The organism is Nitrobacter winogradskyi Nb-255 (assembly GCF_000012725.1).
Classification (GTDB): domain Bacteria; phylum Pseudomonadota; class Alphaproteobacteria; order Rhizobiales; family Xanthobacteraceae; genus Nitrobacter; species Nitrobacter winogradskyi.
The window spans coordinates 2,331,888-2,344,865 of the sequence record NC_007406.1; the positions used below are offsets into that span (position 1 = coordinate 2,331,888).

A 12,978-nucleotide genomic window follows, 5' to 3' on the forward strand; every position below is an offset into this window, starting at 1 on the left:
GTCTCACGGAGGCCACCATTATGATTTTACTCAGCGTGCTCGCCAGCATCGCCGCCATCGGCGTCATCTGCTGTCTCTTGTTCTACCTCGCGGTCTACGCCCTTCCTCTATTCGCAGGGGTCACGGCAGGCGTCTGGGCGTACGGCACAGGCGCCGGCTGGCTCGGCGGAATCGCCGTTGGAGCGGTCGCCGGCCTCGCAACCCTTCTGGCCGGACATCTCCTGCTCGCATTCGTCAGGCCGCTCTGGCTGCGGCTCGTGATTGCCGCCGCTTTCGTCGCACCGGCCGCCATCGCCGGCTATCACGCGACACATGGCATCGTGAAGCACACGATGCCCTCCGAAACCTGGCAGGTCGCCTTCTCGGTGGCAGGAGCCGTTGTCGTCGCCATCACCGCTCTTGCCCGGCTGGCGACGCTGGCCCCGCCCGGTCGGACCGGACAGAGCGTGGCGCGCGCCTGAGGCCTTTTCAGCGGTTCGGGCATGACCAGATCACGCCGCCTGTGCGCTTCTCCTCGCCTATTGGCAATTCGGGGGGATGAGTGCTGGGTCGCGCTGACCCATCGGTCGTGGTCTACGTTGGAACGCGGGGGTGGCGCGCGACGAACCTCCACGCCCGCGAGGGCAGCGGGCTGGTCGAACGCCTGTTCCTGCTCATCGAGCGCATGATGCGGTCAGTCGCCGTGACGCGGGATGAGCGCCGTGCGCCGACCCCGCCGTCCCTCTCGGTTGCACGATGGCGGCGCCAGGTTCTCCTTGATCCTCTCTGCCTGATCGAGCGCTCCATGCGGCCTCTTCGATGGGCTGATCTGGCCGCAGGCCGGCTTCGCCTCGATCGCCTGTGCCGCAATGGCGCCGGTCGACTTTCTTCCCCTGGGCTGCGCCCATTCCTCGCGAAACAAGAAAGTCTCCCGGCCGCCATCCTCCGCTGCGCTGCGGCCTGCAAGCAGGTGCGGCGTCGATCGCCTGCGGCCTGCCGATCGCCATCGAGGCCGCAATGGTGCGGGCTCGAAACAGACATCAAGGAGAACCATCATGGCGACCATCGGCACCTTCAAGAAGTCCGGCAACGAGTTCGTCGGCCAGATCGTCACCCTCAGCGTCCAGGCCAAGAACGTCCGCATCGTCCCCGAAGCCAACCGCTCCGGCGAGAACGCCCCCAGCCACCGCGTCTTCGCGGGCCGCGTCGAGATCGGCGCCGCCTGGGCCAAGCGCTCCAACGAGGGCCGCGACTATCTGGGCCTCAAGCTCGACGATCCGAGCTTCACCGCCCCGATCTACGCCAACCTCTTCGACGATGAGGACGGCGACGGCTACAGCCTGATCTGGTCCCGCCCGAACCGCCGCAACGGCGAATGAGGCGCAAGCCCCAGGCCCCGCCCGGACAGCCGGGCGGGGCTAGGCCAGCTCGTTGCAGCCGACACGGCGGGGCGACCGAATCGGTTCGGCGCGATTCGCCCAACTTCCCGTCTTTGGCTGCCAATTTTGCTCGCCTTGTTGGCCAAGAGCGACTATTTTAGTCGTAGTTCTGGCACGCTCGATCGGCCCGGTGGGAGGTGATCATGTGTCCGTCGTCAGATGAATTGAGACTGTTCCGGGGTCACGGGAACGGAGGTTCTGGCTCATCTGGGTTTGAGGTTAGGCGGCCTGCAGGTGATGCTGCAAGCGTCTTTGGTGGATGGTCTGGCGTTTGATCCTTTCGCGTTCGGTGAGGATGGTCTGCCCGCGGCCGAAGTAGACGTCAGCGGGCGTGAGATTATCGATGCTCTCGTGATAGCGGCCGTGATTGTAGTGCTCGACGAAGGCCGCGACCTGCCGTTCAAGGTCGCCGGGCAGATAGTAGTTTTCCAGCAGGATGCGGTTCTTCAGGGTCTGATGCCAGCGCTCGATCTTGCCCTGCGTCTGGGGATGATACGGCGCGCCGCGAACGTGTTTCATGCCCTTGCCGTCGAGCCAGGTAGCGAGTTCGGCCGAGATGTATGAGGCGCCGTTGTCGCTCAACAGCCTCGGCCGATGCGCGACCGTGATCTGGTCGAGCCCCGATGCCGCCAGAGCCAGATCGAGCGTGGCGGTGACGTCATCCGCCCGCATCGTGGCGCAGAGCTTCCAGGCGACGATGAAGCGGGAGAAGTCGTCGAGCACGGTCGAGAGATAATACCAGCCCCAACCCGTGATCTTCAGGTAGGTGAAGTCGGTTTGCCAGAGCTGGTTGGGCGCTGTCGTCTTGTCCTTGAACTCAGACGCCGCCTTGATGACGATATAGGCTGGGCTGGTGATGAGATCATGAGCCTTCAGCAGCCGATATACCGACGCCTCCGAGACAAAGTAGCGCTTCTCGTCGGTGAAGCGCACCGCCAGCTCGCGCGGGCTCAGCTCCGTTTCGCGCAGCGCCAGCTCGACGATCTCGGCCCGGATTGGGTCAGGAATCCGGTTCCAGACACGATCCGGCCGCGAGCGATGATCGGCCAGAGCCTCGATCCCACCGGTGAGATAGCGATCGTACCAGCGATAGAACGTGGCGCGCGGGATGCCGAGCTTGTCCAGGGTTCGCCGTGCCGGCAGATGCGAGGCCTCGACCAGGCGAATGATCTCGGCCTTTTCGGATGCAGGATACCTCATGTGTCGTCCTCCCCATCCGCGAGCATGCTTTTTTTCAGCAGGCGGTTTTCCAGGGTGAGATCGGCCACGGCCTCCTTCAGGGCCTGCGCCTCACGGCGCAGCTCTTTCACCTCGTCCGACGTCGCGGCGCGGGCCGTGTCACCAGCGAGACGGCGCTTGCCGGCGTCGAGGAACTCCTTCGACCAGCCGTAATACATCGACGAGGCGATCCCCTCGCGCCGACACAGCTCGGCGATGCTCTCCTCGCCGCGCACGCCTTCCAGCACGATGCGGATCTTCTCTTCAGCCGAGAACTGCCGGCGCGTTGCCCGGCGGATGTCCTTCACGACCTGCTCTGCCGGTGCTTTCTCCGGCCCGGATTTCTGTCTCATCTGCGCTCCAAATTGGCTGCGATGATCCAGAAATCCTCCCTTCCCGAAAACTCCTAAACTGTCTCAAGAGCCCTGACGGCGGACACGAGGTCGCATCCTGGAAGGCTTTGAATTCCGCAGACGGGCCCGCCATATAGGTCGGAGCGCCAAAAATAATCGCATCGGCTGCGGACAGGTCGTCCCAGCGCATCTGCGCCTCTTTGACTGTTAGAAGTTGGGGAACGACGCTCTCGACTTGAGCCACACCCTCCTCCACGGCCTTTGCCTGCCGCGCGGTGTGTCCGTAGAGACTGTGATAGACAATGGCAATGTGGATCATGGCGATCTTCAGTGAACCGCAACGCCGGCGAGATGCTGCAGCTTATCCGGGTTCTGCACGACATAGATCGCCACGATCTTGTCATTCTCGAGCTCGAGCGCCGTCGTTTGCAGCATGGTCGCTTTCTCGATCGTGACGAAGCCCGGCAAGCCGTTGATCAGGCCGTAGCGGATAAGCCGTGATGGTGTCTCCGCGAAGAGAGCGGCAAGCTTCTCATGGAGCCGCGCGACCTCGTCGCACCCGACAACGGGTTCGAGCGTGGCGCCTGTCTTGCCGCCACCATCGGCAAAGGCTGTCACATCATCCGCCAGCAACGACCGCAGGGTCTGGATGTCTCCGCTGCGGGACGCGGCGAAGAACGCTTCGGCGATCTCTATGCCACGTTCCTTCGGCACCGGGAAGCGAGGTCGTGCCACACGCACATGGGCTCTCGCGCGGCTCGCAAGCTGACGGCACGCCGCCGGCGTTCGGTCGAGCGTCCGTGCGATTTCGTCGAAACTCATGCCGAAGACGTCGTGCAGAAGAAATGCGGCACGCTCCAGAGGAGAGAGACGCTCCAGTGCCAGCAGCAGCGGCAGGGTGACGTCGTCGAATGCGTTCTCCATCGGCTCGATCACCGGTTCGGGCAGCCAAGGCCCGATGTAGGTTTCCCTTCGACGGCGCGCGGACCGGAGATGATTGAGGCTGAGCCGGGTGACCACCCGGCGCAGCCAGGCTTCGGCGTCGCGAATATCATCGCGATGAACGCGCAGAGATCGCAGGAATGCTTCCTGTACGACATCCTCCGCATCCGTGACCGAGCCCAGCATGCGGTACGCGACGCGGATCAGCCGTGGGCGCAGTCCATCCAGCGACGCCTCCCATGTGCGCTTTGGCTCGCTGCGCTCATCAGACATGGACGGAGCTCACCCGATAAAGGGCGGGCGCGACGCTCCTGGCCGTCGCCGCGAACGTCTTCATCTGCGCCTGCGCTTCCGAATTTTTCATCAGACGCTCGAAGTCCTCCTTTGACGCCCATTGAGCATAGTTTACGACGCGGGCCCCGTCGAAGCTGCTGTGAATGCTGACTGAGATGAAGCCCGGCTGGTGCCGCATCACCGTCTCAGTGGCCTCCTCCAGAAGGCGAACCAGTTCGGCCTGCCTGTCGGGTTCGACTTCATAGACATTGATGAGTGTCACCACCCCGCCTCGAACGTCGATGGTAGCGGCTTTCTTGTCGGTCATTGCCTTCTCCCGTTTTGGATTGCGTCCGATGCCAAGACAAAACGGGATGGCAAATTGTGACATCCGATCGGAAAACCTTCGAACGTGATCGGGACCCGGGAACATCTCGAAGAATCCGCAGCTGCGATGCAGGGCGTTTCCGCCGCCGCCGACGTGGCGCGCAAACGGCAGATGGCGGACCGGCTGGGTTCGTCGAAGCAGCGGAGCGGACGTTGGTCGTCGGCCGGAGGGCTTGCGACGGCATTGTCGAATCCGACCGTAGCGGGCCTTGACCTCCCGCAGGGACAGCAGAGCTGACGGGCCGCGTCCGGTGGCGCGAGACCTCAATTCTCCGGCCATGTTCCCTATGGCCAGCTCAACTCGTTCTCCCCTCCAACCATTGGCTCTCATGCGCAAGGCCTGCACCGACGATATCGAAGAAAGCCCTGACGCGCGCCGTCCCCTTGAGATCGGCATGGGTGCCGATCCAGAGCTCGCCTTCGAGATCCGCGATCGGCTCCCTCAATGCGCGCACGACGCCGACCTCGCCTAGATAACAGGGCAGGAGGGCAAGCCCGATGCCGGACTTCACGGCAGCGAGCTGATTCACCAGGCTGTTCGTGCCGGTACATGAAGGCTTCTAGCGGCGCAGTTCCATTTGCCGAACCGCTCCGGCAATGCCCGCCAAGAGATGTTGTGGACCGAGAAATAGTGCATTGCTTCGAGAAACAGCCGGTCGTTGCGACCCTTGTCGCCACGACGTGGCAGTGAAGCGCGAAATACCTCCAGCGCCACCGACCAATCCGCTTCCGCCATCTTCGTAGACATTGCCGACCTCCAAATCAGTCGGCTCTTCATGAATCAGACAAAACATCTCAAAGGAATACTCTCCGCTCTTCATGCGGCAATCCGTCCACACCGCCTAATTCGAGCCGATCAATCTCTAGACCAAGAAGATTTCTATTTATACGCTATGCTATCCGACTGCCCGAACGCCGAATTGCAGTCCTTCCCATTCAGAGTTTATCGCGCTCATTTCCTTGGAGGAAAAGTCGAGGAGATGATGATGACTAATCGCAATGGCGCCCCAATCAAACGAACCATACGCCGGCACCAGCTGCGTGAAATGGTGCCCCTTGCCGACAGCACGATCTACGAAATGGAACAGCGCGGTGAGTTTCCACGGCGTTTCGCGTTGTCTCCTAGATGCGTCGTGTGGGACCTGGCCGAAGTCGAGGCCTGGCTCGCCGCGCGGCGAGCGTCACCGGTGCGACGCGCCCAGCATCCCGATGTCCGCCAGCGACGCGCCCGCCCGGTCAGAGAGCGGGATCAGGCGCGAGGAGAGGCATCGAAGGCGGGATGAGCACCGGCACGTATTTCTCGCCTGCCACCCACGCATCGACGATATTCGACCACTCTTGCAGCATGTGCCGGCGCTGCACCTCGTACTCGGCCTTGTTGTAGACGCCGCGCGAGGAACGGCCCTCCTCATGCGCGAGGCACTTTTCGATCCAGTCGCTGTTGAAGCCGAGCTCGTTGAGCAGCGTCGATCCGGTCCGGCGCAGGTCATGGACGGTGAACGGCTCGAGCGGCAGCCCTTCCTTCTTCGCCTGCTCCACGACGAGATAGGTGACGCGGTTGAAGGTGGCCCGCGACATGGGCGCATCGGCATCGTAGCGCGACGGCAGGACGTACCGTGAGTTGCCGGCACAGGTCTTGAGGGCGATGAAGATGTCGAGCGCCTGGCGCGACAGATAGACGTTGTGCGCCTTGGAGCGCTTCATCCGCTCCTTCGGGATCGTCCAGACGCCGTTCTCGAAATCGATCTCGTCCCACACCGCGTCCTGCAGCTCGCTCTTCCGCACCATCGTCAGCAGGATCAGCTTCAAACCGAGACGGATCGTCGGCAGCGTTGCGACATTCTCCAGCTGCTTGAGCATGATCCTGATTTCGGTCGGCGACAGCGACCGGTCCCTTGGGGTGAAATGGGCGATCGCCGAGGGGCCGACCTCATCGGCCGGATTGGCGACCTTCTCGCCGTGGAGGATGGCGAAGCCGTAGATCTGCTTGACGATGTCGCGGACGTGCAGCGCCGTCGCCGGCGCGCCGCGGTCGACGATGGCCCCGCAATGTGCCCGCAGGTCGTCCGGCGTGATCTCCGTGAGAAGCCGCTTGCGCCAGGTCGGCAGGAGTTCTCGCTCGAAGATCGCCCGGCGCATGGACCGCGTGCTGTCGGCCATCGGCGCCATGGTCAGCCACTTCTCACCGAACTCGCCGAAGCTCTTCGCCTCGAGAAGACGCCGCTTGGCCCGCTGCTTTTCAAAGGCGGGCGAGCGCCCCTCCCGGATCATGCGCTTGGCGTCGATGCACAGTTCCCGCGCTCGCGCGAGCGAGATGCCGGCCTTGTCGTACCTCCCCAGCACGACGGTCTCGCGCCGCCCGTTCAGACGGTAGTCCAGGCGGAACGACACCGTTCCCGTCGTGCTCACCAGCACATACATACCGTCACGGTCGGTGACCTTGTACGGTTTCTCCTTTGGTTTCAAGTTCTTAAGAGCCACGTCCGTCAGCATCTCCGCACGCCTCTCGACCCGCAATACCGTCAGCCATTTTTGGGGCCGCCGATCCGACGATAATCAACAATATTTCAATAGCTTAGCTCACAAAAAATACCGTCAACGGCCATCTGGACGGTGACGGTAGCGGCAGGAGTCGGACTTGGCAACGGTATTGTGCACCGTCAGGCGGTCCGTCGGCGCCGATCTTAGCGGGCCGATAGATGCCGAACGCCAATGGACATTTTTCTATTTAAATCAATATGTTAGACGGAAATCCCAGAATACTGCAGGATACCCTGGGCAGGCCCTGAATCATTCCCACTCGATAGTTCCTGGCGGCTTTGATGTCACGTCATACACTACCCGATTTACGCCTTTGACCTCATTGATGATCCTGGTCGACGTCGATCCGAGGAATTGCGCGTCGAACGGATAGAAGTCCGCGGTCATGCCGTCGGTCGAGGTCACCGCGCGCAAGCCGACGACGTAGTCATAGGTGCGGCTGTCGCCCATCACGCCAACCGTTTTCACCGGCAGCAGCACCGCGAATGCCTGCCAGATATTGTCGTAAAGCCCGGCCTTGCGGATCTCGTCTATATAGACGGCATCGGCCTCGCGCAGGATATCCAGCTTTTCATTGGTGATCTCTCCGGGGCAACGGATCGCAAGCCCGGGCCCAGGGAAAGGATGGCGGCCGACGAAAATCTCCGGCAGGCCCAGCTCGCGGCCGAGCGCACGCACCTCGTCTTTGAACAGTTCGCGCAAGGGCTCGACCAGTTTCATGTTCATGCGGTCGGGCAGACCGCCGACATTATGGTGCGATTTGATCGTCACCGACGGGCCGCCGGTGAACGAAACACTCTCGATCACATCAGGATAGAGCGTGCCTTGGGCGAGAAAGTCAGCGCCGCCGATCTTCTTCGCTTCCGCCTCGAACACGTCGATAAAGAGACGGCCGATGGTCTTGCGCTTCGCTTCCGGGTCCGTGACACCGGCAAGCTCGCTCAGGAATTTCTTCGACGCATCAACATGGATCAGCGGAATGTTGTAGTGGTGACGGAAGAGATCAACAACCGTCTTGCCTTCATCCTTGCGCAGCATTCCGTGGTCGACGAAAACGCAGGTCAACTGGTCGCCGATCGCCTCGTGGATCAGGATCGCGGCCACCGATGAATCGACACCACCGGACAGGCCGCAGATCACCCGGCCCTTGCCGACCTGAGTCCTGATCTTCTCGACCGCCTCCTCGCGGAACGCACGCATGGTCCAATCGCCGGTGAGCCCTGCGACCTTGCGGACGAAATTGCGGATCAGTTTTGCGCCGTCGGGCGTATGCACCACCTCGGGATGAAACTGCATCGCGTAGAACCTGCGCGCGTCGTCGGCGATCACCGCGATCGGCGAGCCCGGCGCTTTCGCCACGGCGCGAAAGCCATCGGGCAACTTTGTCACCCTGTCGCCGTGGCTCATCCAGACGTCGTATGTGCCGCCCTTCTCCCAGACACCGTCGAACAACGCGCAGGCGTCAATGACCTCGATGGCGGCGCGGCCGAACTCGCGATGATGCCCGGCTTCGACAGTGCCGCCGAGCTGCTGCGCCATGGTCTGCTCGCCGTAACAGATGCCGAGTACGGGCACGCCGGCCGTGAAGATCGCCATCGGCGCCGCAGGCGCAGCCCTGTCGAGAACGGAGGCAGGCCCACCGGACAGGATCACCGCCTTCGGCTTCATCGCAAGAAAGGCGGCTTCCGCCTTCTGGAAGGGCACGATTTCGGAATAGACGCCCTCCTCCCGCACCCGCCGCGCGATCAGTTGCGTGACCTGGGAGCCGAAATCGACGATTAGAATCTTGTCATGAGCGGAGGTCCCATCGGCAGAAGAATCCGACGCTGACGCGGACGGTTTGCTGGAGGCTGTCATGGCCAGCAGATACGCGACCGGCCACAGGGTCGCAACCGCCAAAACGCGTCATGGCCGGGCTTGTCCCGGCCATCCACGTCTTTGATGCGAGGCCGAAGGCAGGACGTGGGCGCCGGGCACGAGGGAGGGTATGACGAAAGCTTTCAGTCAGCGCTTCGTCAGAATCGAAACGAAAAACCCATCCGTTCCGGTCCGGCGCGGGGTCATCAGCAATCCCTCGTCCGACGCATAAACCGCGGCGAGGAAATCGTCCGTCCTGTCCCACAGCACCGAAGCGGTCGGCGACGGCGGGATTACCGAGAAATCCGGATGTCGCCCGATAAACTTACGGATTTGCCCGCTGTTTTCCTGCGGCAGCACCGAGCAGGTGATGTAGACGACGCGTCCACCCGGTTTCACAAGAGCGGACGCGCGATCAAGCACTTCGGCCTGATCCTTCAAACGAATATCGAGCGCGCCGGGCCGCATCCGCCATTTCGCGTCCGGGTTGCGCCGCCAGGTGCCGGTCCCGGTGCAGGGCGCGTCGATCAGCACGAGATCGGCCGACGCCCGGATATCGGACAACGGATCGTCCTCGCCCTTCGGGGTTCGAACCTCGGCGTTATGGACCCCGGCACGGGACAGCCGCTCATGGATCGGCGCAAGCTGCCGCTTGTCGCGATCGGTCGCGATAAGGCGGCCCCTGCCCTGCATCATGGCGGCCAGCGTCAGCGTCTTGCCGCCAGCGCCGGCGCAAAGATCGATTACCTGCTCGCCCGGCCTCGCTCCCGACAGCAGCGCCGCGATTTGCGAGCCCTCGTCCTGCACCTCGACGGCGCCCTTGATAAACTCTTCCTCAGCCTGAATGCCGGGATTGCGTGCATCCGCGCCCAGCATGATCCTCAAGCCCAGCGGCGACCACGGCGTCGCCGTCACGCCGAGATGTTGCAGCGATCCCAGAACCTTGTCGCGTTTCGCTTTCAGCGTGTTGATGCGCAGATCCAGCGGCGCGCGGCACGCCATCGCGGCCGCCTCGGCGGCACGATCATCGCCGAACGCCTCATCCAGATAGACGTCGAGCCATTGCGGATAATCGCCGGCGATATGCGCGGGCGCATCCCCCAGCGAGCGCGAGGCCAAAGCCTGCCGCTCCCCCTCGGTCAGCGGTTCAGGTGCGAAACGGCCGCCGTCGCACAGTGACGCGATCGCGTCAGTATTGATGCCGCGCTCCAGTTTCAGCGTACCGAGCAGGCGCGCGCGCGGGGTATCGTCGTCCATGATCCAGGCGCTGGACGCCTGACGGCGCAGCACGTCGTAGACCAGTCCGGAGATCGCGGCGCGGTCGCCGGAGCCGGCGAAACGATGCGCCGTGCCCCACTCCTTGAGCGCCTTCGCCGCAGGTATCCGCTGGTTGTCGATGGCCTCGATCACTTCGATAGCGGCGGAGAGCCGCGCGGAGGGTGTCATGACATGCTTTCGATTGTAGGCAATGTTAATCGCTCAGAACTATAGCGTTCGAGCGGAGTGGAATCGGGTTCGCGTGAAGAAAATGCTATAGAAGCACGGACTTTCGCGCTCAGGCCGCAATCCTGGCCAGAACCTTGTCGAAAGCGTCAGCGGCGGCTTCCAGATCATCGAACATGAGCGCGCTGTCGGCGGACTGCTTCTGGCCATGGTTGTCGCGGATGGCATCGACGGGCTTACCGCCGTCGAGCACCTCCTGCGGCGCGATCACGAAGAACCTGTGTTCGGAGATGTCCTGATCCTTGGGAAGGAACACACCGAGGGAGACGATATCGCTGCAGCGCCGATAGGAGATGTAGCGATCGATCGCGACGAATCCCGCGCGCTGCAATCCGCCGAGCTTGGCGTGGCCATCGCTGCCAACCAGCTTGTGCGCCCGAAAGCCCTTGACGCCGGCCGACTTCACCTTCGCGGTTTCTTCCGACAGATCGTATTTCTCCGCCATGCGGCGGCCGACCACTGCAAGCTGCAACGACATCTCGTGCTCGAAATCCTTCAAACCGGAGCGCGCCTTCGACGACGCCTTTCGCGGCTTCGATACATTTCGCTTTTCGAGCTCCGCCCGGCATCGCGCGACGAGATCATCGACCGATTTCCGCTCCGCGTTCGCCAGCAGGTTCTTGAGGCCGGAATCCGAAAGCGCCCCAATTCTGTCGTCCGTCCAATCGACCATGTTTTCATGTTCTCTGGTGATCGCCCGCGATGCCATTTCGGGCGAACGGAGCAATGAAAGCACTGTCCGGCATAAAACGCCGGTGGCTTGACCCTAACCCATTCTCGTGCCGCCGTGCGGCTCAATTCAGACAACCGTGGTCAGGCGCCGCCGGGATAGTTCGGGCTTTCGCGCGTGATCGTGACATCGTGGACGTGGCTTTCGCGCAAGCCCGCACCGGTGATGCGGACGAAACGCGCCTTGTCATGAAATTCGGCGAGGTTGCGCGCGCCGACATATCCCATAGCCGCGCGCAGGCCGCCCGCAAGCTGGTGCATGACGTTGCCGACCGGCCCCTTATAGGGCACCTGTCCCTCGATTCCTTCCGGAACGAGCTTCAGCGTATCCTTGATATCCTGCTGGAAATAGCGGTCGGCCGAGCCCCGCGACATCGCGCCGACCGAACCCATGCCGCGATACGCCTTGTAGGAACGTCCCTGCCACAGATACACCTCGCCGGGCGTTTCGTCGGTGCCCGCAAGCAGCGAGCCGACCATGACGATGTCCGCACCCGCGGCGAGCGCCTTGGCGAGATCGCCGGAATACTTCACGCCCCCGTCGGCGATCACGGGCACGCCGGCCTTTTTCGCCGCCTCGGCGGCATCCATGATGGCGGTCAACTGCGGTACCCCGACGCCAGCGACGATGCGGGTCGTGCAGATCGAACCCGGACCGATGCCGACCTTGATGGCGTCGGCCCCCGCATCGATCAGCGCCTGGGCACCTTCCGCCGTGGCGATGTTGCCCGCGATGACCTGTACGGCATTCGACAGCCGCTTGATGCGGTTGACCGCTTCCAGCACGCGGCTGGAGTGGCCGTGCGCGGTGTCCACGACGATCAGATCGACGCCGGCGTCGATCAGCCGCTCGGTGCGCTCAAAGCCGCCTTCACCCACCGTGGTCGCCGCAGCGACGCGCAGCCGCCCCTGCGAATCCTTGCTGGCCAGCGGATGCGCCACCGCCTTTTCCATGTCCTTGACGGTGATGAGGCCGACGCAGCGATACTGGTCATCGACGACCAGCAGCTTCTCGATGCGATGCTTGTGCAGCATCCTCTTGGCTTCTTCCTGGCTGACGCCTTCACGCACGGTCACCAGGTTCTCGTGCGTCATCAGTTCGGAAACTTTCTGCCGCGGATCGGTGGCGAAGCGGACGTCACGGTTGGTGAGAATGCCGACAAGCCTGCCCGGGGCGGCGCCGCTGCCGCCGGCCACCACCGGAATCCCGGAGAACCCGTGATCGCTCATCAAAGCCAGCGCGTCGGACAGCATCGCGTCGGGGCCGATGGTCAGCGGATTGACCACCATGCCTGACTCGAATTTCTTCACCTGCCGCACCTGCGCGGCCTGCCCCTCCACATCGAAATTGCGATGGATGACGCCCAGGCCGCCGGCCTGCGCCATCGCGATCGCCATGCGCGCTTCGGTGACGGTATCCATGGCGGAAGCCATGATCGGGATGTTGAGCGGTATGGCGCGGGTGACGCGGGAACTGACATCGGCCTCGGAGGGCAGGATGTCGGACGCGCCGGGCTTCAGCAGGACGTCGTCGAACGTATAGGCTTCTTTGATATCCCGAGATCCGTTTTCAAGCGCCATCGCCAACTCCATTGGGCGGCGCGGCCGCCGCGAAACCCATCAGGATGGAACGGCCGGCCAGCGACACCCCTGGCGTCGCCGTCGAATGAAGTTCCATCAAAGGGATTGGCGGTGGTCGATAGCACGGCAGCCTCGGGAATCAAAGCATTTGGCTACCCTCGGCGGGATTTTACCGG

15 protein-coding genes and 1 pseudogene are annotated in these 12,978 nt (G+C 63.0%); 4 read left to right on the top strand and 12 right to left on the bottom strand.

Going from position 1 to position 12,978, the window contains the following annotated elements; translation table 11 throughout:
* Positions 1–20 precede the first annotated feature (20 nt).
* Positions 21–461, top strand: a complete 441-nt coding sequence (locus tag NWI_RS11125) for a hypothetical protein (protein ID WP_041345029.1) — start codon at positions 21–23, stop codon at positions 459–461.
* 212 nt (positions 462–673) lie between these two features.
* On the opposite strand, the gene NWI_RS17985 is transcribed toward NWI_RS11125, so the two are convergent.
* Entirely contained in the window at positions 674–1,036 is a 363-nt protein-coding gene (locus tag NWI_RS17985; RefSeq protein WP_041345031.1) for a hypothetical protein, read from the bottom strand.
* Here NWI_RS17985 and NWI_RS11135 point away from each other — a divergent pair.
* Positions 1,035–1,358: a DUF736 domain-containing protein gene (locus NWI_RS11135; protein WP_011315360.1), complete on the top strand. Its 324-nt coding sequence runs from the start codon at positions 1,035–1,037 to the stop codon at positions 1,356–1,358. The genes NWI_RS17985 and NWI_RS11135 overlap by 2 nt on opposite strands.
* Positions 1,359–1,637: 279 nt before the next feature.
* Here NWI_RS11135 and NWI_RS11140 read toward each other — a convergent pair.
* The 4 genes and pseudogenes from NWI_RS11140 to NWI_RS11155 form a co-directional block, all read right to left on the bottom strand.
* Positions 1,638–2,989 (bottom strand): IS3 family transposase gene (locus tag NWI_RS11140; protein ID WP_148203761.1). Its coding sequence is split into 2 segments (ribosomal slippage): positions 1,638–2,653 and positions 2,653–2,989, totalling 1,353 coding nucleotides; the frame shifts between segments, so codons are not numbered across the junction.
* Positions 2,990–3,074: 85 nt separating this feature from the next.
* Positions 3,075–3,308: pseudogene (locus NWI_RS18605) on the bottom strand (flavodoxin family protein); the annotation flags it as partial.
* Between the two features lie 8 nt (positions 3,309–3,316).
* A complete protein-coding gene (locus NWI_RS11150; protein ID WP_011315361.1) occupies positions 3,317–4,204 on the bottom strand; it encodes a sigma-70 family RNA polymerase sigma factor in 888 nt (295 codons plus the stop codon).
* The gene (locus NWI_RS11155) at positions 4,197–4,532 is read right to left on the bottom strand and encodes an antibiotic biosynthesis monooxygenase family protein (protein WP_011315362.1); all 336 of its coding nucleotides are present in this window, start codon (positions 4,530–4,532) and stop codon (positions 4,197–4,199) included. The genes NWI_RS11150 and NWI_RS11155 overlap by 8 nt, the downstream gene beginning before the upstream one ends.
* Positions 4,533–4,658: 126 nt before the next feature.
* Between NWI_RS11155 and NWI_RS17990 the strand changes: the two genes are divergently transcribed.
* Positions 4,659–4,829, top strand: coding sequence for a hypothetical protein (locus NWI_RS17990; protein WP_187147968.1), 171 nt, complete (start codon positions 4,659–4,661; stop codon positions 4,827–4,829).
* Between the two features lie 58 nt (positions 4,830–4,887).
* Here NWI_RS17990 and NWI_RS11165 read toward each other — a convergent pair whose 3' ends face one another.
* Both NWI_RS11165 and NWI_RS11170 read right to left on the bottom strand, forming a co-directional pair.
* Positions 4,888–5,121, bottom strand: a complete 234-nt coding sequence (locus NWI_RS11165) for a LysR family transcriptional regulator (RefSeq protein WP_011315363.1) — start codon at positions 5,119–5,121, stop codon at positions 4,888–4,890.
* Complete coding sequence (locus NWI_RS11170) at positions 5,118–5,339, bottom strand: transposase (RefSeq protein WP_187147969.1); 222 nt, start codon at positions 5,337–5,339, stop codon at positions 5,118–5,120. The genes NWI_RS11165 and NWI_RS11170 overlap by 4 nt, the downstream gene beginning before the upstream one ends.
* A 238-nt stretch (positions 5,340–5,577) precedes the next feature.
* Here NWI_RS11170 and NWI_RS17030 point away from each other — a divergent pair, with 238 nt between their 5' ends.
* Positions 5,578–5,874 (top strand): helix-turn-helix transcriptional regulator, encoded by a 297-nt coding sequence (locus tag NWI_RS17030; RefSeq protein ID WP_011315364.1) that lies wholly within the window; start codon positions 5,578–5,580, stop codon positions 5,872–5,874.
* Here the strand turns inward: NWI_RS17030 and NWI_RS11175 are convergent.
* From NWI_RS11175 to guaB, 5 genes are all read right to left on the bottom strand, one after another.
* Positions 5,828–7,084, bottom strand: a complete 1,257-nt coding sequence (locus tag NWI_RS11175) for a tyrosine-type recombinase/integrase (protein ID WP_011315365.1) — start codon at positions 7,082–7,084, stop codon at positions 5,828–5,830. The two genes, NWI_RS17030 and NWI_RS11175, sit on opposite strands and share 47 nt — an antisense overlap.
* A gap of 297 nt (positions 7,085–7,381) precedes the next feature.
* Positions 7,382–8,989 carry a glutamine-hydrolyzing GMP synthase gene (gene guaA, locus NWI_RS11180; RefSeq protein WP_011315366.1) on the bottom strand — a complete coding sequence of 536 codons (1,608 nt, stop codon included), beginning with the start codon at positions 8,987–8,989 and terminating at the stop codon, positions 7,382–7,384.
* A 147-nt stretch (positions 8,990–9,136) separates the two neighbouring features.
* On the bottom strand, positions 9,137–10,435 hold the full coding sequence (locus tag NWI_RS11185) for an RsmB/NOP family class I SAM-dependent RNA methyltransferase (protein WP_011315367.1): 1,299 nt from the start codon (positions 10,433–10,435) through the stop codon (positions 9,137–9,139).
* A 109-nt stretch (positions 10,436–10,544) separates the two neighbouring features.
* A complete protein-coding gene (locus tag NWI_RS11190) occupies positions 10,545–11,165 on the bottom strand; it encodes a hypothetical protein (RefSeq protein WP_041345600.1) in 621 nt (206 codons plus the stop codon).
* A 140-nt stretch (positions 11,166–11,305) separates the two neighbouring features.
* Positions 11,306–12,802 carry an IMP dehydrogenase gene (gene guaB, locus NWI_RS11195; RefSeq protein WP_011315369.1) on the bottom strand — a complete coding sequence of 499 codons (1,497 nt, stop codon included), beginning with the start codon at positions 12,800–12,802 and terminating at the stop codon, positions 11,306–11,308.
* Positions 12,803–12,978 lie beyond the last annotated feature (176 nt).

Coding starts and splice junctions, on each gene's coding strand:
- guaA (WP_011315366.1), bottom strand. CDS start 8,989: ATGACAGCCTCCAGCAAACCGTCCGCGTCAGCGTCGGATTCTTCTGCC.
- NWI_RS11135 (WP_011315360.1), top strand. CDS start 1,035: ATGGCGACCATCGGCACCTTCAAGAAGTCCGGCAACGAGTTCGTCGGC.
- NWI_RS11125 (WP_041345029.1), top strand. CDS start 21: ATGATTTTACTCAGCGTGCTCGCCAGCATCGCCGCCATCGGCGTCATC.
- NWI_RS17990 (WP_187147968.1), top strand. CDS start 4,659: ATGCAGGGCGTTTCCGCCGCCGCCGACGTGGCGCGCAAACGGCAGATG.
- NWI_RS11185 (WP_011315367.1), bottom strand. CDS start 10,435: ATGACACCCTCCGCGCGGCTCTCCGCCGCTATCGAAGTGATCGAGGCC.
- NWI_RS11155 (WP_011315362.1), bottom strand. CDS start 4,532: ATGACCGACAAGAAAGCCGCTACCATCGACGTTCGAGGCGGGGTGGTG.
- NWI_RS17985 (WP_041345031.1), bottom strand. CDS start 1,036: ATGATGGTTCTCCTTGATGTCTGTTTCGAGCCCGCACCATTGCGGCCT.
- NWI_RS11170 (WP_187147969.1), bottom strand. CDS start 5,339: ATGTCTACGAAGATGGCGGAAGCGGATTGGTCGGTGGCGCTGGAGGTA.
- NWI_RS11150 (WP_011315361.1), bottom strand. CDS start 4,204: ATGTCTGATGAGCGCAGCGAGCCAAAGCGCACATGGGAGGCGTCGCTG.
- NWI_RS11175 (WP_011315365.1), bottom strand. CDS start 7,084: ATGCTGACGGACGTGGCTCTTAAGAACTTGAAACCAAAGGAGAAACCG.
- NWI_RS11190 (WP_041345600.1), bottom strand. CDS start 11,165: ATGGTCGATTGGACGGACGACAGAATTGGGGCGCTTTCGGATTCCGGC.
- guaB (WP_011315369.1), bottom strand. CDS start 12,802: ATGGCGCTTGAAAACGGATCTCGGGATATCAAAGAAGCCTATACGTTC.
- NWI_RS17030 (WP_011315364.1), top strand. CDS start 5,578: ATGACTAATCGCAATGGCGCCCCAATCAAACGAACCATACGCCGGCAC.